Origin of the sequence: Sporosarcina jiandibaonis, from assembly GCF_013184495.1 — a bacterium.
Lineage (GTDB): Bacteria > Bacillota > Bacilli > Bacillales_A > Planococcaceae > Sporosarcina > Sporosarcina jiandibaonis.
On sequence record NZ_JAAOIY010000005.1, the window covers coordinates 78,755 to 100,734 of the forward strand.

Below are 21,980 nucleotides of genomic sequence, written 5' to 3' on the forward strand. Positions count from 1 at the left end.
TAAGTAACGTTTTTAAGAAAGTATGCAACGTTCTTCCAACCTCTCCAAATTCACACTTCACAAAAAACTCCAAAAACATGTATGATAGTATCATAGGAATGTTCATCATCAAAGGGGGAGTTCAATTGCTTAACGAGTTAGGGATTACGTCGATCAGAGTAGAGTTGCCGTTTCGCTTGAATCATGTCAATTGTTTCATGGCGGAAGGTGAAAACGGGTGGACGGTTATTGATTCGGGATTGAATAATTCATATACAACTAAATTATGGGACGAATTGCTTCAAGGGAAGAATGTCACTGACCTCTATTTAACGCATTATCATCCAGATCATTTTGGGCATTCGGGGACGCTTCAACAAAAAACTGGCGCGTGGGTATCGATGTCAAAAATCGATGCGGATGCCGGGTTCAATGCATGGACCGATGAATTTCTTGGAAGTATACATAGCCATTATAGAGCATCGGGAATTCCAGAAGAAATCGGCGCGCAGATGGTGCAGAACACCGTTGAATTCATACCGCTCGTTACGCCGCATCCGAAAGTCGACCATTATTTTATCGAAGGCGAAAAAGTTCCCATTGGCCGTTTTGAATATGAAGTCATCTTTGCGCCGGGTCATTCAGATGGCATGGTTTGTTTTTACAATGCGGAAAAAAGCACACTTCTTTCGGCCGATCATATCTTGCCGAGAATTACGCCGAATATTTCATACTGGTTCCATGGCAATGATAACCCGCTGGAATCCTATCTCACTTCATTAGAAAAAATAAAAAAACTTGATATCGACTTTGTCGTGCCTTCCCACGGTAAACCATTTCACGGAGCGAATAACCGAATTGATGAAATAAAAAAACACCATGATAACCGATTGGCTGAAACAATGAAAGCAATCGGCAATGGAGCTACGGTCTATGAGGTTTTCAATCGCCTTTTCCAATTTGAATTAACCGTACACGAAATACGTTTTGCTGTGGGCGAAACATTAGCGCATCTTGAATATTTGAGACATAAAGGAAATTGTCAAAGAGAATTGCAAAATGGAGTTTGGCATTACACGATAAAGTAAATAGTGATGATGGGCCATAGGCATTGTTTTAGCCACTGAATTTTTCCGAAACAATAGGGGGAATATAGTTAATGAAACCAGTTATCGGCATTACGACAGGTATTGAAAGCGTAAAAAAGCATCAATTGAACACTAATTATGTAACTGCAATCATACGGGCAGGAGGATTGCCGCTCATTTTACCGATTGGTATCGAAACAGACGTCAAGCAAGTAGCCCAAATGCTCGACGGATTACTACTCACTGGCGGCGGGGACATCGACCCGAATTTATTCGATGAAGAACCTCATGCGTTGCTTGGTGAAGTTACGCCAACTCGCGACACGCTTGAAATCGAACTAGTGAATGAATTTCTCCGGGTCAATAAACCGATTTTAGGCATTTGCAGGGGCCATCAAATTTTAAACGTTGCACTGGGCGGAGCGATTATTCAAGATATTCATTCGCAAAGCTCAAACACGATTTTACAACATTCGCAAAAAGCGCCGAGAAGCCATCGTTCTCATTTCGTTCAAGTCGAAAAAGAGTCCATTCTCGAATCAATAACGGAAACTCCCAAAATCAAAGTGAACTCTTTCCATCATCAAGCAGTAAAAGATGTGCCAAAACCGCTCATGATCAGCGGAACAGCTAGCGATGGAATCATAGAAGCCGTAGAAAGCACGGCGCATCACTTCGTACTCGGCGTGCAGTGGCATCCGGAAGCATTAGCGGAAAACGGGGATGCTGTATCACTTGGACTTTTCAATAAATTCATAGGAAAATGCAAAGAAGGCAGGTCCTGAAAATGGATATCATCGATTTACATTGCGACGTTCTTTTAAGACTTTACGAGACTAATGGAAAATTGAAATTCAAAGATTCGCCCGAACTCGATACGAATTATGAAAAGATGAAAAAAGGCGGTGTTCGTGTTCAAGCGTTTGCGATTTTCATCGAACCGGACATGAAATCGGACGAGAAATTCCAAGCCGCTTTAGATCAGATTCATTATTTTTACACAGATGTGCTCGCAAACAATCCGAATATGAAGCAAATTAAGGATTGGAGCGATTTTGATCAGCTGAAAACCGGAGAAATTGGCGCCTTTTTAACACTAGAAGGCGTGGACGCCATCGGCAATGACCTGCAAAAATTGAGCATTCTTTACGAATTAGGCGTTCGTTCAATCGGACTTACATGGAATAACGCGAACTTAGCTGCGGACGGGGCAGGGGAAAAACGTGGCGCTGGGCTGACCGCATTCGGAAGAGAAATCGTCCAATTCAATAACCGTCATAAAATCCTGACCGATGTCTCCCATTTATGCGAAAAAGCATTTTGGGATGTCATGGACGAAGCGACTTACCCGATTGCTAGCCACTCGAACGCAAGAGCCCTGTGCGATCATGTGCGAAATCTATCGGACGAACAGGCCAAGGCCATGTTTGATAAAAATGGACTAATCCACGTCGTTTATTGTCCTGAATTTGTGAAAGAAAAAGGGGAAGTGACGATTTCCGATCTTATTAAACATATTGATCATTTCTGTTCGTTAGGCGGGATGAAACAAATCGGATTAGGCTCCGACTTCGACGGCATCGATGCCAAAATCATCAATCTGGAAGATGCCTCCATGCACCCCAATTTGATAAACGAACTTCTAAAACATTATAGCGAAGACGAAGTAAAAGGATTTGCCTATCACAACTTCCTAGACCATCGTCCGAAATGAAAAAACTGCGGGAGCAATCAGTAAAATGATTTCTCCCGCAGTTTTAATTTATAAATGGCCTTTTCCCTCTCTTGAATAAACCCTCTCCTACAAGGGAATAATAACCCCATAACTAGTTGCAAGAGGAGGCATTCCAATCGAAGCGCTCAAAACAAAATTAGATGGAATTGAGGATGCCGTATTTAAGGATATATATGTCGATAAAGAACGAATCACACTGATTTATTTCAGTTCGCTAATTGACAATAAAGTACTGCACCAGACAGTCATCGCGCCTTTATTGCAATCAAAAGCAAATGTATTGCAGACAGCTGAAGTTATTGAAGCAAGCGATCTTGCAAACATTATTTCCTCAGTTACAGAAGGGAACACAATTTTATATTTTCACATAGAAGACCTTTACTTAAGTATAAAAACATTTAGCGCGCCAACTGCTGCAATAGCTGAAACTGATACCGAGTCTAGCGTCATTGGACCGCAAAATGCATTAACTGAATCACTTGAAACAAATTTATCACTATTAAAGAGAAGAATTCAAAACCCCAATTTAAAAATCAAAAATTTCGTTGTCGGGCCTGAAACCAATACGAAAGTTTCTGTTTTATATATGGAAAACATTGTAAATGAAGAAAATCTGGACATAGTCATTAAAAAAATTGAAAAAATAGATCATCCCGGTTTTAACGATATTTCTATTTTGCAGCAGTTACTGGATGAACATCCGTTTTCCCCGTTTCCGCAATACCATGAAACGGTAAGACCGGATATCGCAGTGTCAGGCCTATTGGACGGGCGTATTGTCGTTGCAATGGAGAATAGTAATGGAATCATAATTTGTCCAATTTCATTTTTCGAGTTATTTATTTCGCCAGAGGATTATTACAATCGGTGGACAACGGCATCACTTCTTCGTTCTCTTCGTTTTTTTGGATTTTTCTTGACGATCATATTAACGCCGACATATATTTCAGTTTTGACTTATCACCCTGAAATGTTGCCGTTCGATGTCCTGCTGAATCTCCAGGAATCGCGAGGAAAGGTTCCATTTTCACCATTTATGGAAGTATTATTCATGGAACTTGTTATTGAGATATTAAGAGAAGCCGGTTCGCGAATGCCGACAAAGATTGGGCAAACGATTGGTATTGTTGGCGGTATCGTTATTGGAACCGCCGCGGTTGAAGCGAGTCTCGTTAGTAATACGCTAATCGTTATCGTCGCTGTTTCGGCGCTTTTATCCTTTTTGCCTCCAAACTTTATCATGAGTAACACGAGTCGCTTCGTTCGGTACTTTTTCATATTCTCAGCAGGCTTGTTCGGGCTTTATGGCCAAATGCTTGCATTCGCATGGCTGTTTCACCATTTACTGAGCCTAACTTCATTAAACACGCCTTACATGACACCTTTAATACCAAGAAAATGGACAGACCTTTTTGACTCGGTTGTTCGAATGCCGACCAAATTTTTAAAATATAAACCTGGAATTGCAAGAGCGCAAACTAAAAAAAGACCTCCTGTAGACAAGGAGGAATGAATGATGGATGACAATAAATTAAAAGTATTAAATCGCTATCATGTCGTATTTCTCATTCAAAATGTAATCATAGGAACCACGGTTTTATCGCTGCCACATCGATTAAGTTCCATGGGCTATAGCCAATGGTGGATGCCTTTGTTATTTGGCGTTGTCGCAAACCTGTTACTCATACCGATGATTTGGCTCGGACTAAAATATCGAAATGATACTTTATTCGTCATCCATGAAAAGCTTTTCGGTAAATGGGCAGGAAAAACGATCAATGCAATTCTTCTTATCTATTTCATCGTTGTGTTATCTGCTGTATCTTCAAGCTTTTTACAATTAATTCAAGTCGTCGCGCTTGTAGATCGAGAAATTACAGCTCCCTTGATTATTTTATTATTGATGACGATTTATATCGTTCACGGCGGGATTAAATCAATCGCAAGGTTTTGTATCATGAGTTTTTTCATGACGTTAGGGCTTCTTTACTTTTTGAATTGGGGTATTGCCGATGGCGATATCCGTCATACGATGCCGATTTTCAATTTCACGGCTAAACAATTTTTCACTGCTTCGAAAAAAGGGTTAATGGCCATCGGCGGCTTTGAATTAATCTCATTTTATTTTCCGTATATTATCAACCAGAAAAAAGCTTTAAAACACGCATCCTTTGGATTATGGTTAAGCATATTATTCATCTTTTTTTTCACGTTTGTAAGTGTTATGTTTTTTTCGGAATGGCAACTTAAGAATGTATTGTACCCGGTTTTAAATTTATTTAAAGAAGGTCAGCTATCTTATCTTGAAAGACTCGACGTGCTAGGCATAACGATGTGGGTATTTCTAATTTTATCAACAACTGCCGCCTATTTGTGGGCGGCAAAGAAGGGAATAGACTCCATTCGTTCCTCACCGAAAAAGACGCACTTATATTTTGTGGCCGTGTTTGTCTTCATACTGGTTAAATTTCCGTATATGGAAGCATTTCAGAGGATCTTGTTTGAACGCGTATTTTATTTGATGTACGCATTATTTCTTTGGCCCATACTGTTGTGTTTAATCCACATGATTAAACCAAAAAAGAACGAGGGATTGGAATGAAGAAACTTATTTTGCTATTTTTCATTGTGGGGATTACTTTGACAGCTGGATGTACTGAAACTGGACAACGCACGTCCGTAGAAGAATTGTCGCTCGTCAGTAGTATCGGATTTGACTTAGTGAATGATAAAGAAATGAGGATGACAGTCGGGATTCCTCAACCTGCGGGGGAATCCCCAGAACTTACCGAGTCTTATTCGGTCAACACGGAAATGGTATCAGAAGGACTTGTTAAGCTATCTTCAAAAACAGATAAAATGATTGTTATAAATCAACTGCGTACGCTCTTATTCAGCGAAGAGTTCGCGAAAAATGGAAAAGTAACTGAAATAATCGAGCATTTTTATCGGAATCCCACAGTAGGCAACAAAGTTCGCATCGTCATTGTCAAAGATAAGGTTGAGGATGTTCTGAAAGCAGATTATCCGGAAAACCAACATATGGATGCATATTTGAATGAATTGTTCGAGCCGAAGCTTCATACTTCATTTAGCCCGTTTACATCGATACATGATTATATGAATACCCAAACGGATCCGGTTTATCATACGATGGTTCCATATTTAGAGAAGAAGGAAGGTTCGCTCGAAGTTACAAAGGTTGCTTTATTTGATAGTGAAAAATTGGTGGATACAATCTCAACTGAACAATCGTTATTAATACAGGCGTTGGTGGGACTTAAAAAGCTGTCGCCAATCGACATTAAATTCAAAGACAATGAAACGGATAAACATCTTTTCTTAGAGCAAATAGAGAGCGATGTTAATATAAAGGGAAATAAGAATATTGATTTCCCGAAATTAAATATTGACCTTAAAATAAGAGCCGTGCTAGTTGAATATAAAGGGAATCGGGATTTGAGCAAGGTAGACGAGTATGAGAAGTTAGAAAAAGAAATTAACAAACACCTTGAAAGAGAGATTAAGGAAATTCTTGAAAAGCTTCAAAAGTTGGAATTGGACCCGGCAGGCCTAAGTGAATATTTCAGAATGCAGCATAAAGGAAAGTGGACAGAAGATTTGACTAAGAAAGTAATCGCGTCGTTAGATTATAAAGTTAAAGTGGAAATGAAAGTTTTGAATACGGGAACGTTGCGGTGAAAGAGGTGTGAATTAATTAGGGGACGTTGGATCCGGATATCCGTATGTTTGGCGCGGATATCCGCCATTTGGAGCAACATATCCGCACCTATTCCGCTAGTGTCGCAGCCCTTGCACGCCAATCCACTATTCAACAAGGTTCTCCAAATACCCATAACCTTCTCGTTCCATATCGTCCAACGGAACAAACAAAATAGACGCGCTGTTAATGCAGTATCTTTTTCCACCCCGGTCAGCCGGGCCATCGTCAAATACATGCCCTAAATGAATATCGCCAACACGGCTTCGGACTTCGGTTCGGACCATATTAAAACTCGTGTCGACCGTATACGTAACGACATTTGGGTCAATGGGTTTTGTAAAACTTGGCCACCCGCAGTAAGAATCATATTTATCGGTACTCGAAAACAAGGGTTCACCCGTGACAATGTCCACATAAATTCCAGGGTCATACAAATCCCAATATTCATTTGAATAAGCAGTTTCGGTATCATCGAGAACAGCAACGTTATATTGCTCAACCGTTAATTTCTTTTTAATTTCAACATCACTCGGTCGTGAATATAGAGACGGATCCACTAGCGATTCAAAATCATCCAAAATACTCATATCGATATGGCAGTAGGCAGTAGGATTTTTCACTAAAAAGTCTTGATGGTATTCTTCCGCTAAGAAATAATTCGTTAATGGCAATACTTCCGTAACGATTGCTTTATCGTATTTTTTCCGCTCAGCCTTCAATAATTCATCAATCACATAGGCATCTTTTTCATTGACATAATAAATGCCGGTACGGTATTGAATGCCGATATCATTGCCTTGTTGATTTAAAGTAGTCGGATCGATTGCTTTGAAATAATACTCGATAAGCGTGGACAGCTCTACTTCCTCCGAATCATACTGGACTTCAACCGCTTCAACAAATCCCATTTCACCACTAATGACTTCTTCATAGGTGGGGTTTTCGCCCGAGCCATTGGCGAAGCCGGACGTCACATCATGAACGCCGGGCATTTTGGAAAAGAATTCTTCTACTCCCCAAAAGCAACCTCCAGCGAAATAAATGACTTCGAGTTCGATCTCGGCTTTGATCTCAGAAGTGGTCGATTCAAGGGGTTTTGTTTTCGTATCGACCTCTTCAACCGTTGTTGTCTGTCCTGCACATGCTGAAATGACAAGTAGTAAGCTGAAAAATAAGATACCGAAAAGTACTTTTTTCATGGCTATTCTCCTATCTTAGTCGTTTCATGATTTTCGAAATCTCTTTGTTGTAAGTATGTCCGGCAATCGTTTCCTCGAGTTCCCCGAACCGGCTAATAATATAAGAAGTCGGATAAGCAATCACACCGAATTCTTTTGCCCAAACGCCGTCTTCATCTAGCAGGACAGTAATGTTTTTGTATGGTAGCGTTTCATACCATTCTTTGAACTTTTCGGACGACATTTCGCCTTTATAATTAGGATTTACAATACTAATCACTTGAAAGTCGGTTTCATTCGCCGATAATGTATTTAGCTCCTCAAGACCTGCCAAACAGATTGAACACCAGGAAGCCCAGTACTTAACGTAAACTTTTTGCCCAGAATCCTCCAGCGCAACCGTATTCCCATCTAAATCCTCTAGTACAAACATCGGGGCTAAATCGTCTTCATTTATCATAATGACATCATTTCCGTACGGTGTGCCGCAACTCGAAATAAGGAGAATAAAAATCAAAGAAACTATCAATCGCATACTCTTCCGCTTCATTATTAACCCCCTACTGATTAATAGTTCTGATAATTCTATACTATCATAAATAACTCCGCACTATAAGTATATGTGCATATAAAAAAGAAGACCCGTAGGCCTCCTTTAAATTAATCGCGTTTGAAGCGACTCGTTTTTTTCGATTTCAATCGTTGCATTTGTTTTTGGATATCGCGCTTCATGTCGCTAGTCTTCTTTTCATCTAATTGAAGTGAAATAACTGCGTTTCCTTGAATTTCAACGAGTAACCAAGAGCCTTCGCTGCTTCCGGCAGGGAGCGAAGAAGTCGGGACATGGAATTCTTTTTGTAAACTTTCAACGAGAATGAGCGCCTGATTATTATCTGTAAATCGGTCAAGATAAGCTGAATACATCTTTTATCCTCCTATACAGGCAATGCCTTGTTCTTTAATATCTTTCAACCGAGCTGGTCCAATCCCATTAATTTTAACGAGTTCATCGACTGAATGATAAGGACGCATTTTGATTAATTCAAATGCTGTTGCTGGACCAATATGTTTGATTCGCTGTACATCTTTTTCACTTGCCTTATTGATATCTACACAAGACCCATTTGAAGAAGAACGGGGAAGGGTGCCTTGTTCGTGTGTTTTAACGTTGAATGTTATCCCATCCGTTTCAACGATAATCGTCCCATGAATATCTGTTCCGTAAAGAAGGATTTCACTTGAATTGATTCGGTCAGTTACTTCTGAATCCGGAAATCCATATGAATTTCCTGCCCCAGCAGAATAAATCGCAATTTCTGGGTCGACAGCTTTTAAAAATTCTTCAGTCGTTGATGTATTTGAACCATGGTGACCAACATGTAAAATATCAGCTTGTAGATTTGCCTCACTAGATAACATTTCACGCTCAGCTTTTTCTTCGCCGTCGCCAGTAAAGAGAAAAGCGATGTCACCATATTGCATCCGCATTGCCAGTGAGTTGTTATTGGTATTGGCTGTCATCGATTTGGGATGGAGAACTTCGATTTGAAGAGGTCCTATGTCAAATAGATCGCCAACCTTAGGTTCGTAATAATCAACATCATTCTTTTCGATGGCATCTAATGATTTTGCAAATACTTGCGAGTTCGCAATTTCTCCATTCATCCATACTTCAGTCACGTTAAATGCATCGATGATTTTATCTAATTGACCGATGTGATCCGCGTGAGGATGAGTGATTGCAATGATGTCGATATCGCGAATGTTTTCAGCCTGAAGATAAGTGACCACATCTGTCGCATTCCAATCGCCCGTGTCGATAAGAATCGTGAAATCTACATTTTTCTCACTAAATTGAAGTAATGTTGCATCCGCTTGACCGACATCTATGTAATGGACTCGCATCTTTGCGGAGATAGCTTTTTCTTGTGATATTTCGTCGGCATCTATCTCTTCGTCATTTATGTTGGATACGGGTTGAATCAGTTCATTTGAGCAACCAGAAATAACAAATAGAACAATGAGCAAGTAAAGATAGGCGGCCAAATTTTTAAGCATATTTGCCCTCCTGATAAATTTTCTACTGATTGTAATTGTAACAGATGTAAAAATGAAAAGTGAATGAAAAAAGCAGAGGTTCAGTTAGATAATCATTCTATAGCCGACACAAATATACGGTATCCGCATAATAATAAAGGGATAAGGCGGTTTGAAAGTGATACTTTTTTGAAGCGCCGATGTTAAAAGACTATATTAAAATTTCTAATCTATTTTGGATTGATTTTTTTGTGAAGAGAGTGAGTTAGAACATGGAGACAATCGTATTTATTGAAACAGCAAAGTCAGGATCGAGTAGGGAGGCAATAAAAGCTGCCGAAAGGTTAGGTTTTCTCACAGTATTGTTAACTGAGAGAACTAGCTTTATGAAGCAGCGAAAAGAATTTTCAGAAATTACACAAATGATTCTTGTCAGAGAAATGACAGAGCAACATATCCGGTACGAGATAGGTCAGCTTAAAAAGCAAGGGAAATTGATAAAGGCTATCGTCAGCTTTGTGGATCCATTTGTATCGATAGCTGCACAGCTTATGAATGAAATTTGTAAATCGAAAATTTCTGTTGATTCATTAAAGAAAATGGAAGATAAAACAATGACGAGAAAAGCTTTGAAAAAAAATCAAACGACGCCGAAGTTTAAAATATTTCGGCCGACAGATGATTTGAAGCATTTTATTAATAAAAAACATAGTTTTCCGCTAATAATAAAATCATCCATTTCAAAAGCATCTAAGGATGTCTATCTAGTAGGAAATAGACTTGAGTTGGAAAAGACAATGAAGAAAATATTAAAGCTCTATCCAAATCAAAAAATTGTACTCGAGGAATATTTAGATGGGCCGCAATATTTAGTTGAGGTACTCGTGGATAATGGGAATACAAATATTGTTGCAGTTTTCAAACAAGAGATTACTAGAGAAAGAAAGTTTATAGTAACCGGTTATGAAATACAGTTAAATCTTGAAGGGGAGCTATACGAAAAGCTCATTAATACGGTTAAATCGATAATAAAAGATTTAGGGGTAACGAATGCTGCGAGTCATCTTGAAGTTAGATATGTAAATGGGATTTGGAAGTTAGTAGAGATTAATCCAAGGATATCCGGCGGTGCAATGAATAGAATGATCGAGGAAGCATATGGAATTAATCTAGTGGAAGAAACGATTAAATTGTATCTTGGCTATGAACCTGATTTGAGAAAAAAACACGAAAAACATATTTATACGCATTATATAATAATCGGCTCTTATGGGTATCTTTTAAAGGTTACAGGTAGAAATACGGCTATCAAGCAATCTGGAGTTAGAGAAGTTTATGTAAAGCCTCGTAAAGGATCAATGCTAACACCCCCGCTGTCAATGGGGAATCGTTATGGATATGTTATTGCGTCCGGGGATACCTCCGAAGAAGCAAAGGCAAATGCAATAAATGCCGCTAGTAAAATAAAATTCTATTTGGAACCTATTTAGGGGTGAAGTGAAATGGTTATTGTTGGTATGCTACATTATAGAAAACATCCACGAAAAGTTAAAAAAGCTTATACTTGCGCTGCTGTCGCTAAAATGGAGGGGATTGAATTTTATTACTTCTCACCAAATAGCGTCAGATTCGAAGAGAAAATTATTTATGGCTATGTATTTGAAAATGGAAATTGGATTCAAAAAGAGATGGCTTTTCCTGATGTCATTTATAATGCTTCAGGAATGAAAACAGCTGCTCAGAAAAAACTTTATCATCAGCTTAAAAAGATAATACCTTTCACCAGTCACCCAATCGGCAACAAGATGAAAGTATATAGAAAGATTAAAGAAATACCCGAATTTGCTCATTACTTAATTCCATCTGAAAATATAAAAGAGCCGCAAGCAGTCTTTGAAGCATTAGATGAATTCAATAAAGTTATTGTAAAGCCTTTATCAGGAAGTCAGGGAAGAGGAGTAATGTATATTGAAAAGAACGGGGATAAGTTTGATCTTGTAGAAGGTTCCGAGTCTAGTCTAGTTGACGTAACCGAACTTCATTCGAAAATTAAATCTGTTATAGAGGAAAGGGCTTTTTTAGTTCAGCCTTATATATCGAGCAGGACTAAGGATGGACTTCCGTTTGATTTTCGAATTCATGTCCAAAAAAATGGTTCAGGGGAATGGGTGATTACGTTAATTTATCCGCGTATTGGTTCAGATCATGGGATTATTAGTAACGTTAGCTCCGGGGGGTATATTGGGAAGCTCGAAAGTTTTTTGGATAGAGAATACGGTTCCGAAGGCTACGATATGAAAAAAATCCTAGAACATTTCGCTATTCGTTTTTCGAGAAAGTTTGATAATACTTATAAAAGCCAACTAGATGAACTGGGGATAGATATTGGAATTGACGAAAATAAAAAGCCCTGGATTTATGAAGTGAATTGGAGACCGGGATCTGTTTATCGAGGGCTAGATGCTGCAATGAATACAATTCCATACGCTGCCTATCTTGGTATACAAAATAAAAAAGGGAGGTAAAATTAAATCATTCAAAAACCCACTCCATTCTGTACTTTTCGTAATATAATAGTACAAGATATCGAATTATATCAATTCATAGAGGGAGGGGGACGAATTAAAGTGAATAAAAATAATAGTATTTGTTTTGAAATGAAAGTATTGCTTAAGGAACAAAAAATATTATCAGGTAGGGATATGGAATTTCAATTTATATGCATGTCGAAAGAAAAAGATACCATTCCTTTTATGCTTTTTCAAAATGATTTAAATAAACCGTTCATGGTTAACTATAAAGGAATGGCAACTCCGTATTTTCGATTGGAAAAAATTGAAGAAGAAATATGCTGTGCAGTATTATCGCTACTAATAGCTGTAGATATGGACGGAAGTCCGGTTGATCCTGATGATGATTTTTACGCCCTCCGGAAAACTAAAAGCTGTGTTATTGTTGATTTAAATTGCTTCTGTGTAATTAATCCGCTAGATCCAGAGTTAGTAAACCGACCACTCCCTGTTATTGAACCGAAAAAATAGTGATTCTTTTGCCGTTAGACAGCTCACATACTAACAATTAGACTGTTGAAACCACAAGCTATTTTCTAAAAAATAGTTTGTGGATTTTTGTTTTTATTCAGACTCGCCGTTTTCTTTCTCTTTTGGAAATCCGGCCAGGTATTTCGCATAATACAAACGTGAGTCTTTGATTTTGAGAACTGTGTCATAGTCCCTGACATATGAAAAAATATTGTCGTTTGGTGAACGGTTGTTTAGTTCGATTATCCAAATATGGCGATTGCAGTCAATACCTATGTCAACCCCATACTTATATATGTTTTCATATTTATCAAGTTCTTCGGCAGCCTTAATGGCAATTGCAGACATTTTCCGGTAGTAATTTAACATTTCTTCTTCAGAAAAATTAAAAGCTGATAATAGTAAGTCTTTTCCATTCACCACTTTTCCGCCACTCGAACGATTGCTGACGACACTTCCTTCAACGCCTATCCTGCCAACCATTCCCGCGTTCTCCCAATGTCCGCTTTGGTCTTTTATAAGAACAATTCGAAAATCAATAAGGTGATTTTTATTGATTTCCAAGTCTATTTCTTGTTGTAAAATATACCTCTTGCTTTTGAACATTGATTTCGCGTAATTTAGCAGTTCGTTTTCATTCGAAAAGAAGATTGTCTTATTTTCATTCTTCATTCGATAGTTAACGGAGTATTGATCACCTTTTACCATAAACTTTGCGATATTGACCCCCTTTTGCCCTGATAATGGTTTTACGTAAATTGTGCCTAAGTTATTGAGAAGATTTATGAGATCTTCAGGTTTATTATATAAAACTGTTTTAGGTAAATGCGGCAGCAATTTTTTATTTGAACTAAGCAATTGATACATTTGCCACTTATTAAAAGAGCCAGAGTTAAAAAAACGATGCCCATAAATAGTCTTTAAATAATTTGTCCTTTCAGCGGATAACTTCATTCGTTTAACAATCACAGCTGGGTAAGGAAAGGTACGGTTTTCCCATTTCTTTGAACTTGGGTTGTAAATGAACCCGTTTATCGTCTGGTTTTCTAGGTTCATGCCTTCCCAAGAAAACGCTACAACAACCCCATGTATCGAGGGGTATTGTTTAATGATTCGATTTAATTTTTTACCTTTCTTATTAATAACAGAAAGTGGGTTATTCATTAAAATACCAATAAAAGGCCCAATAATGAACCTTTCATTTTGAAATGATATTTTGTAATCAACTCCTAAAGGAAGTTGCAGGCTTTCTATAATATTATTAGATAACCCTATTTCGGTCTCTTTTACAGTATTTGAAAATTTGCACGTAACTTCCATTTCCTGAAGCCCAAAGTGAATAGTGGTTGCTAGTTTAGTTTCGCTTATTAATTTTCTTTGATTAGGATGGAGCATAATGCAATGACTATTGTTATTGATAGAAACTAGCTTAAATACAGTACTCAATCGATCAACCCCCAATATAGTTAAGAACACCTCTTATGCATATTATGTTTAAAAGAAGAATTGGTATGAGCGAATTCTCTTAGTTTTAATAATACTCACGGATTGGGGAAGGGGTTCTATATCTTTAGACTAATTAACTGTAATAAAAACACCACTAGTGTTGCATAAATCCCGGATTGAATTTTCAGTCATGAACTCAATATTATTTTTTAAAAAAGTTAAACATCCGATAGAGGTAGTTCCGTCCATTTGGCGATTTTATACAAATAAGCAAGAGAGACGATTAATGACTGGTCCTTAAGGGACTACAGCTTTCTTAAATCGGCGTAACCAATGCCGAGCTTCCTTTTAAAGTGTAGCCTTTAACCAACGTGTGATATGGAGGAGCGACTTTTCACTTTTTGTTTCGGATTTAAGATTATTGAACCAAAACTGTCAAACGGTAAGTGATTAATGCAAGGTAGATCTGATTCTTTACGGCATTTTCACTCATCCCGTAAAAGTGTTTGATTATCACATGTGTCGGTATACAAAAAAGAAACCATCATCGCTAAAAGAATCAAAACGTTTATAATCCACATTGCTTCTAGCTAATTCGTCCATGAGTTCTATAAAACGTCGAATACACTAAGCTGAAGGGCGTAAACGAATTTATGAAAAGTAGGTTGGCTTTTGTGATAAAGAAAAAAATGAGGGTGAGGAATGAAGAAAACAACTAAGTTAAAGGAAATACTACATTCCCCAAAAACTGAGTTTTTAATGGAAGCTCATAATGGTCTTTCTGCAAAGATTGTGGAAGAGGCGGGTTTTAAAGGGATATGGGCAAGTGGGTTATCGATGTCTGCTTCCCTAGGCGTTAGAGATAACAATGAGGCTTCTTGGACACAAGTCGTAGATATTCTTGAATTTATGAGTGATTCAACGAGAATCCCTATCCTGGTTGATGGGGATACAGGATATGGAAATTTTAACAATGCAAGAAAATTAGTGAAAAAACTTGAGATTATAGGGCTTGCAGGGGTGTGTATTGAAGATAAACTCTTTCCCAAAACAAACTCTTTCATTAATGGAAAAGCTCAACCACTGGCATCTATTGAAGAGTTTTGTGGGAAACTAAAGGCCATGAAAGACACACAAATAGATCCGGATTTTATGGTAGTAGCTAGAGTAGAGGCTTTTATTGCTGGGTGGGGATTAAAAGAAGCACTTAAACGTGCGGAGGCCTATCGGCAGGCGGGTGCTGATGCCGTTCTTGTGCATAGTAAAGAGTCCCATGTGAACGAGATAAAAGCATTCATGAAGGAATGGAATAATCGACATCCCGTTGTCATTGTTCCGACAAAATATTATTTGACCCCTACTGTTGAATTCGAAAAGATGGGCATTAGCACTGTCATTTGGGCCAATCATAATTTAAGAGCTTCCGTTACAGCAATGCAGGCAATTTCAAAGCAAATACTGAAAGAGCAAAGTCTAATACAAGTGGAAAAGTCGATCGCAAGTGTAGATGAAATTTTTAGACTCCAAAATGCCGAGGAACTTCAACTAGCAGAAAAAAAGTATTTACCGAAAAATCATACGGAACAAGGAACGGAATGATGCTATGTTAAACACAAATCGATTTGGTGATGAATTAAAACGACTAGGTTTTAACTTTTATAGCGGCGTCCCTTGTTCATTTTTAAAAAACCTTATTAACTATTCTATTAACGAATGTGAATACATTGCTGCAACAAATGAAGGAGATGCTGTTGCGATTGCTTCGGGGGCTTGTATAGGGGGACGGAAACCCGTTGTGTTAATGCAAAATTCTGGTCTCACCAATGCGGTTTCGCCATTAACCTCCTTAAATTACACATTTAAAATTCCTGTACTGGGGTTTGTTAGTATACGAGGGGAACTCGGTTTAAAGGATGAGCCACAGCATGAATTGATGGGGCAGATTACGACTCGCATGTTGGATCTCATGGATATTAAATGGCAGTACTTATCTCTAGATGATGAGGAAGCGAAGTTGCAAGTAGCAGAAGCAAATAAGTGGATTGAAAAAAATCACTCATTCTTCTTCGTCGTAAAAAAAGGAACGTTTGACGATGTGAAATTAGATGGAGAACGACAGTCAAATAGCAAAAAAATACGAAAAGCTGAAAAAAAAGTTATCGATGAATTGCCAAGTCGATTTGCTTCATTGCAAGTCATTAATAAGTTGAAAAATGAGCAAACAGTACAATTAGGGACAACTGGAAAAGCAGGTCGTGAGCTATATGAAGTAGAGGACTGTGCGAACAATCTTTATGTGGTGGGATCGATGGGGTGCATCAGTTCACTTGGATTAGGCTTAGCTACGATTCGAAAAGAGCTAAATGTCGTTGTGATTGATGGAGATGGTTCACTTCTTATGCGAATGGGATGCTTAGCAACAAATGGGACCTATCAACCCGAAAACATGCTGCACATCTTGCTAGATAATCAATCCTACGATTCAACTGGTGGACAAAGTACAGTTTCAAATAATGTGAATTTTGTTGATATCGCAGGTGCGTGTGGTTACGAAAAATCATTTTATATTCATAACTTGGAAGAACTCGAAGCGAGAATTATAGAATGGAAAAAAACAAAAGGACTGACCTTTTTGTATTTGAAAATTTCAAAAGGATCTATTGAAAACGTAGGTCGACCGAAAATCTCCCCCTGTGAGGTGAAAAGGCGTTTTCAAAGATTTTTAAATAAGTAGGGAGGACCATATGAAAAAAGTAAAAAGAAATATTTTGTTGAATCCCGGGCCAGCTACAACAACGGATACCGTAAAATACGCACAAGTTGTTCCTGATATTTGTCCACGTGAGGATGATTTCTGTGATGTCATGCAATCAGTCGTGTCCGACCTAACGAACTTGGTGGCGGACACGCAGGAATATACGACTATCCTCTTTGGTGGTTCAGGTACTGCATCGGTGGAGGCAATTTTAAGCTCAGTGATGAATGATGGGCTGATTGTCATCATTAATAACGGTGCCTATGGGAAAAGAATGTGTGAAATAGCAGATGCTTATCAATACGATTGGGTTGAGTTTAAAAGTCTCTCTTATCAACCACTGCAATTAGACTTGTTATCAGATTTTATCCGAAAACTTCCGAGAAAAGTGGCGTACTTAGCTGTTGTGCATCATGAAACAACAACGGGATTAGTAAATGATGTCGAATCGATTGGGGCGATGTGCAAGGAAAATGAAATTGAACTGATGGTCGATGCAATGAGTTCATTTGGAGCTATTCCAATCGATATGCAACGCATGAATATTAGTTATTTAGCAGCTAGTTCAAATAAAAATCTCCAAGGAATAGCGGGCGTTTCTTTTGTCGTAGCAAATAAATGTAAGTTAGAAAATGAAAAATCAAAAAATACTCCCAATTACTACTTAAATCTACATGCTCAATATAAATATTTCTACGAAACGGGTCAGATGCGGTTCACACCTCCTGTACAAACTATTTATGCACTCCAACAAGCCATACAAGAACTGAAAATAGAAGGCATTAAAGAAAGATATGAACGGTATTCCGAACTGTGGGATACGTTAATCGAAGGGATCACCCGGCTTGGTTTAAAACACTTGGTTCAAGTCCAACATCACTCAAAACTAATCACTGCAATTGTGGAGCCAACTGCTGAGACCTATGATTTCAAGAGTATGCACGATTATTTATATGCTCATGGCGTAACCATCTATCCTGGAAAACCTGACCGATTAAATACTTTTAGAATTGCTAATATCGGTGATCTTACGAAGAATGATATGAAGCACTTTTTAAACTTATTGGAAACGTATTTTAAAAGTATTGGGATTCATCCAACGAAAGGCGGTGTTGATCATGAGGAATCTGGATATGGGTAAATGGCGAAAACATACACTCATGTGTGGGAATAAAAAGCTGGAAACATATGTACCGGATGCAATAGAATTTTCCAAAAGAAACTTATGGAATTTTATCGATAGGTATTCTGAAGTTATCGTAAAGCCCACTTATGGGAGTAGAGGAAGGAACATCTACAAACTTTCATCATTAGGTAAGGGGAAATACGAAATTCATTATAAAAATCAGAAGCAACCATTCATAGATAGAGACACAGCCTTCGCTTATCTAGAACAAAAAATTGGTTCCCGATCTTTTATTATTCAACAGTATATCCCCCTTGCAAAAATAGAACAGTCCCTTTTTGATATACGTGTTATGACGCAGAGAGTTAATCTTACAAGTCCTTGGGCCGTAACTGGAAAGGTAGCAAAAGTAGCCGGGAGCGGTTTTATCGTGACGAATAATCGTATGAGTAATGGATCCGTACTTCCGGTCGAAAAAGCAATTCGAGGGGCTCATCCGAGTATTTCAAGTGAAAAAAATACATCATTACTGAAAGATATTGATCGAATCGCTTTACTGGCTACGGAAAGTTTAACGCGCTATTACAAAGAGCAGCGAGTGTATGGCTTTGATATGGCGATAGATACCCAAGGGGATATTTGGATTATTGAAGTGAATTTACGTCCTTTAATCTCTCATTTTCGGAAATTACAAGACCAATCGATGTATCGGACGATAAGGTACAAATACAAGTATGAGAGATAGTTAATGGTGACAATCACCTAAGTAATTCAAACACAACTCTGAAAACAGTGAGCATCTACTTTGCAAGTTCAATTGAAAAAATCCAATTTATCCGCATTACTAAGAGAGTTTGGATTTTTTTTGTAATAATATTCCTCAGGGTTTTATACTTTCCATCACTAGTGTTGCATAAACGAGGACTGAATTTTCAGTCATTATTTTCACGAAAAAGGTAAACGCCTGAATAGAGGTAGTGCTGTTATAATATTTGATTTGAACAGGAACTACCTGTACAAACCATTATAAAGGACTTTTTGTTTTGGATTCATTTAATTATTGCGTATACATTACTTCGAAGCTAGTGTAAAAATGTATTGTTGATTTTAGATAATTGTCCAAGTAAAAAACCGAAATATGAATACTCTAAGTATAAAGAACCGTGAAGGATTCTTAATGAAGAAGTAAGGAAGATGTGAAAATGAATATTCAATGGATGGAATCCATAAAGGAAAACCAAATTGCTTTACCTGAATCGTTGATTGATAGCCTACCGAAAGCCGATGTAATAACAATACATTATGGTTCAAATGAAATAGAACTTAGCGTGATTAAAGATGTCGAGCTACAAAAAGAAACAATCGGATTACCGATGAACTTAAGTAGCTCATATACAATTCCAACCGATTTATCGTATGAATGTCTATTAATAGATGGTCAGATTTATATCGGACCGGTTATTGCTTATATCGTTACAAGGAGTTTGGAAAACTATAAACACGAAAATCTTTCACTCTTTTTACCTAGATTTAAAGAGTATGAAGATCTGAAAGGATTAATTTTTATTTGCACGAAAGAGTCTATTGATTTGGAAAAATCCCGTATAACCGGTTATTATTATTCACCCAATAAAACCAATGACGACGGTCGATGGGTATACGGCGAATTTCCATTACCAGATGCAATCTTTAATCGCTCGTTTCTTAAAAAGGGTAAAATTTCAATACTGCAAGAAAAACTTGGTGATGTTATTTTCAATACATCTTATCTAAACTTAGATAAATGGCGAATTTGGAAATACCTTTCGAAAAAGAAAAAAATTAGAAGGCATTTGCCATATACAGAAAAATACTCCGGTGTTAATCAATTGATGAGTTTTTTAGACAAGTACGATGCACTTTATATCAAAGCTCGAAGAAATTCACGTGGAAGAGGGATTTATCACTTATGTAAGACGGATAGCGGTTTTATCGTAAGGGATCACAAGCAACGACATACGCTGCTGACAAATAAAAAGCAATTAAAAACATTTTTTGATAGCAAGATTGTGCAAGCGTCAATTGTGCAGCAGCCCGTTCCATATAAATTTGGGAATCGAGTGCTCGATTTCAGAGTTTATCTCCAAAAGAACGAAAAAAGAGAGTGGACTTTCCAAGGGTTTACAACAAGAGTTTCCAAGGAAGGCGGTATAGTAACGAATACAATTGGAAGAGATGATTTGTTACGGGGGGAAGAAGCCCTCTCTACCATCTATCAATTAGATGAAGAAACAACATTGAGAATTCAAAACGAAATGGTTGAGCTTGCAAAGTCAGCTGTTCAAGTTTATGAGGAACAAGGAATGCATATTGCAGATATGGCCGCCGATATAATTTTGGATGATAATCTCCATTTATGGCTACTTGAGTTGCAATTGAACTACGCGGCGGAGAAAAAAGCGCATGAAATACCTCCTGAAATCTTCAATAGGATCATGATCACCCCATTTAAATATGCTAAAGCAATTACTCGATTTGGAAAGTCTTGATTTTGTTTTGCGAAAAAATAAACTAGAAAGTGTGAAGAAATGGAGATTTTATGGCTATCAAGGGATACAAATAATCATGTTTATATTTCTAATGATTTTGCAGACAGTTCTTCAATTAAGGAGAAGATGGAATTACAATTTGGTGGGTTAATACAAAAGGTTACGGTTGAAATTGATGATGAACTTCCTATTAATACAATCGCGATTTCAGAGCGTATACTGAAACCATTCAACATCCCTGCAAACCTTCCATATGAAGTCATTATAGAGAAGGATAAAATAAAAGTAGGTCCGGTTATCGGAATAATGGTGTCAATTACTAGATTTTTTAATCATCTGGAATCGATAGGAAGAACGATGGATTATGAACATATAAAGGGGTTACTCTTTATTTTTGGACCAAAAGATGTGGACCTAAACGAAAGAACAATTAGTGGTTACTATTATAATCCAAGTGGTAAAACCAGAAAAACACAATGGATAGAAGGTACATTTCCATTTCCGGATGTAGTATATAATCGACGAAAAAAGTTATCCAAAGAATTGTACAATCATTTAACCGAGTATGATATTCCGTTTTTCAACTCCCATTATTTAAACAAATGGCAACAGTTCGAAGTATTCTCTCAAAACCCTGAATTGAACTCTTTTTTACCAGAAACCAAGAAGCTTTCAAAGCCTTCGATCAAAGAAATGTTGGCTAAGTACGATGAAATTTATGTTAAACCGACTTCAAAGGCAAACGGCGATGGTATAAGGCTAATTGAAAAAAAAGAAAATGGGTATGTCTTAATAGAAAACAACTCTAAGACTCGATTTTTTAATACAATAAATTCACTTTATAAAGCTATTGATAGAAAAAACTATATTATTCAACCATCTGTCGCCTTTAAATCAGAAAATAGAAATCACGATTTTAGAGTGATTTTACAAAAGGATGGTTCAAAAAAGTGGCGTTTTACAGGATTTAAATGCAGAGTCTCAATAGAAAATAGTATTATAACCAATTTTAAAAATAAAGATATTGTTCTTCCTGGAGTTGAAGCGTTAGGTTCTATTTATCATCTATCGCCTGACCAAGCAAAAGAGAAAGAAAAAGAAATGGTTCAACTATGCAAGAGTCTAGCAAAATCCATAGAAGATAAAGGAGTTCATCTTGGTGATGTCGCTTTTGATATAATTATTGATTCGAACCTGAAATTATGGGTTTTGGAAATTCAAATCCGCTATGGCGTATTTGACAAAAAAGATGTAAGTCCGGAATTTTTCCGAAAATTCATGGTAACTCCTATTTATTACGCTAAAGCATTAGCTGGGTTTTAATAACTTATGAAAACACCCCT

The 21,980-nt window shown here is 37.5% G+C and carries 20 protein-coding genes; 15 read left to right on the top strand and 5 right to left on the bottom strand.

The features are described 5' to 3' along the window. The first annotated feature begins 125 nt into the window (after positions 1–125). The 6 genes from G8782_RS13280 (at position 126) to G8782_RS13305 (ending at position 6,504) form a co-directional block, all read left to right on the top strand. Positions 126–1,067 carry an MBL fold metallo-hydrolase gene (locus tag G8782_RS13280; protein ID WP_246231684.1) on the top strand — a complete coding sequence of 314 codons (942 nt, stop codon included), beginning with the start codon at positions 126–128 and terminating at the stop codon, positions 1,065–1,067. 71 nt (positions 1,068–1,138) lie between these two features. Continuing rightward, entirely contained in the window at positions 1,139–1,852 is a 714-nt protein-coding gene (locus G8782_RS13285) for a gamma-glutamyl-gamma-aminobutyrate hydrolase family protein (protein ID WP_172372031.1), read from the top strand. A 2-nt stretch (positions 1,853–1,854) separates the two neighbouring features. Beyond that, a complete protein-coding gene (locus tag G8782_RS13290) occupies positions 1,855–2,781 on the top strand; it encodes a dipeptidase (protein ID WP_172372033.1) in 927 nt (308 codons plus the stop codon). Between the two features lie 136 nt (positions 2,782–2,917). Continuing rightward, positions 2,918–4,315 (top strand): spore germination protein, encoded by a 1,398-nt coding sequence (locus G8782_RS13295; protein ID WP_343035074.1) that lies wholly within the window; start codon positions 2,918–2,920, stop codon positions 4,313–4,315. A gap of 3 nt (positions 4,316–4,318) precedes the next feature. After that, on the top strand, positions 4,319–5,404 hold the full coding sequence (locus tag G8782_RS13300; protein WP_172372035.1) for a GerAB/ArcD/ProY family transporter: 1,086 nt from the start codon (positions 4,319–4,321) through the stop codon (positions 5,402–5,404). Next, a complete protein-coding gene (locus tag G8782_RS13305; RefSeq protein WP_172372036.1) occupies positions 5,401–6,504 on the top strand; it encodes a Ger(x)C family spore germination protein in 1,104 nt (367 codons plus the stop codon). Before G8782_RS13300 ends, G8782_RS13305 begins: the two co-directional genes overlap by 4 nt. A 126-nt stretch (positions 6,505–6,630) precedes the next feature. On the opposite strand, the gene msrB is transcribed toward G8782_RS13305, so the two are convergent. The 4 genes from msrB to G8782_RS13325 form a co-directional block, all read right to left on the bottom strand. Continuing rightward, complete coding sequence (msrB, locus tag G8782_RS13310; RefSeq protein WP_172372038.1) at positions 6,631–7,725, bottom strand: peptide-methionine (R)-S-oxide reductase MsrB; 1,095 nt, start codon at positions 7,723–7,725, stop codon at positions 6,631–6,633. A gap of 10 nt (positions 7,726–7,735) precedes the next feature. Then, on the bottom strand, positions 7,736–8,254 hold the full coding sequence (locus G8782_RS13315) for a redoxin family protein (protein WP_172372040.1): 519 nt from the start codon (positions 8,252–8,254) through the stop codon (positions 7,736–7,738). 110 nt (positions 8,255–8,364) lie between these two features. After that, complete coding sequence (locus G8782_RS13320; protein WP_172372041.1) at positions 8,365–8,628, bottom strand: DUF3006 domain-containing protein; 264 nt, start codon at positions 8,626–8,628, stop codon at positions 8,365–8,367. 3 nt (positions 8,629–8,631) lie between these two features. After that, positions 8,632–9,762 (bottom strand): MBL fold metallo-hydrolase, encoded by a 1,131-nt coding sequence (locus G8782_RS13325; RefSeq protein ID WP_246231685.1) that lies wholly within the window; start codon positions 9,760–9,762, stop codon positions 8,632–8,634. A gap of 251 nt (positions 9,763–10,013) precedes the next feature. Between G8782_RS13325 and G8782_RS13330 the strand changes: the two genes are divergently transcribed. The 3 genes from G8782_RS13330 (at position 10,014) to G8782_RS18535 (ending at position 12,782) form a co-directional block, all read left to right on the top strand. Further along, entirely contained in the window at positions 10,014–11,231 is a 1,218-nt protein-coding gene (locus tag G8782_RS13330; protein ID WP_172372043.1) for an ATP-grasp domain-containing protein, read from the top strand. Between the two features lie 12 nt (positions 11,232–11,243). Continuing rightward, complete coding sequence (locus tag G8782_RS13335; RefSeq protein ID WP_172372045.1) at positions 11,244–12,266, top strand: YheC/YheD family endospore coat-associated protein; 1,023 nt, start codon at positions 11,244–11,246, stop codon at positions 12,264–12,266. 102 nt (positions 12,267–12,368) lie between these two features. Next, on the top strand, positions 12,369–12,782 hold the full coding sequence (locus tag G8782_RS18535; RefSeq protein ID WP_172372047.1) for a CotY/CotZ family spore coat protein: 414 nt from the start codon (positions 12,369–12,371) through the stop codon (positions 12,780–12,782). A 93-nt stretch (positions 12,783–12,875) separates the two neighbouring features. Here G8782_RS18535 and G8782_RS13345 read toward each other — a convergent pair whose 3' ends face one another. After that, on the bottom strand, positions 12,876–14,228 hold the full coding sequence (locus G8782_RS13345) for a YheC/YheD family endospore coat-associated protein (RefSeq protein ID WP_172372048.1): 1,353 nt from the start codon (positions 14,226–14,228) through the stop codon (positions 12,876–12,878). A gap of 702 nt (positions 14,229–14,930) precedes the next feature. Here G8782_RS13345 and aepX point away from each other — a divergent pair. The 6 genes from aepX to G8782_RS13375 all read left to right on the top strand — a co-directional run bounded on the left by aepX (position 14,931) and on the right by G8782_RS13375 (position 21,960). Further along, a complete protein-coding gene (gene aepX / locus G8782_RS13350) occupies positions 14,931–15,827 on the top strand; it encodes a phosphoenolpyruvate mutase (protein ID WP_172372050.1) in 897 nt (298 codons plus the stop codon). Between the two features lie 4 nt (positions 15,828–15,831). Further along, entirely contained in the window at positions 15,832–16,962 is a 1,131-nt protein-coding gene (aepY, locus tag G8782_RS13355; protein ID WP_172372051.1) for a phosphonopyruvate decarboxylase, read from the top strand. A 10-nt stretch (positions 16,963–16,972) separates the two neighbouring features. Further along, positions 16,973–18,124 (top strand): 2-aminoethylphosphonate aminotransferase, encoded by a 1,152-nt coding sequence (locus G8782_RS13360; protein WP_172372058.1) that lies wholly within the window; start codon positions 16,973–16,975, stop codon positions 18,122–18,124. Continuing rightward, positions 18,102–18,854 carry a YheC/YheD family protein gene (locus tag G8782_RS13365; protein ID WP_172372066.1) on the top strand — a complete coding sequence of 251 codons (753 nt, stop codon included), beginning with the start codon at positions 18,102–18,104 and terminating at the stop codon, positions 18,852–18,854. Before G8782_RS13360 ends, G8782_RS13365 begins: the two co-directional genes overlap by 23 nt. Positions 18,855–19,311: 457 nt before the next feature. Beyond that, positions 19,312–20,637, top strand: coding sequence for a YheC/YheD family protein (locus tag G8782_RS13370; protein WP_172372068.1), 1,326 nt, complete (start codon positions 19,312–19,314; stop codon positions 20,635–20,637). A 39-nt stretch (positions 20,638–20,676) separates the two neighbouring features. Beyond that, positions 20,677–21,960: a YheC/YheD family endospore coat-associated protein gene (locus G8782_RS13375; RefSeq protein ID WP_172372070.1), complete on the top strand. Its 1,284-nt coding sequence runs from the start codon at positions 20,677–20,679 to the stop codon at positions 21,958–21,960. The last annotated feature ends 20 nt before the right edge of the window (positions 21,961–21,980 follow it).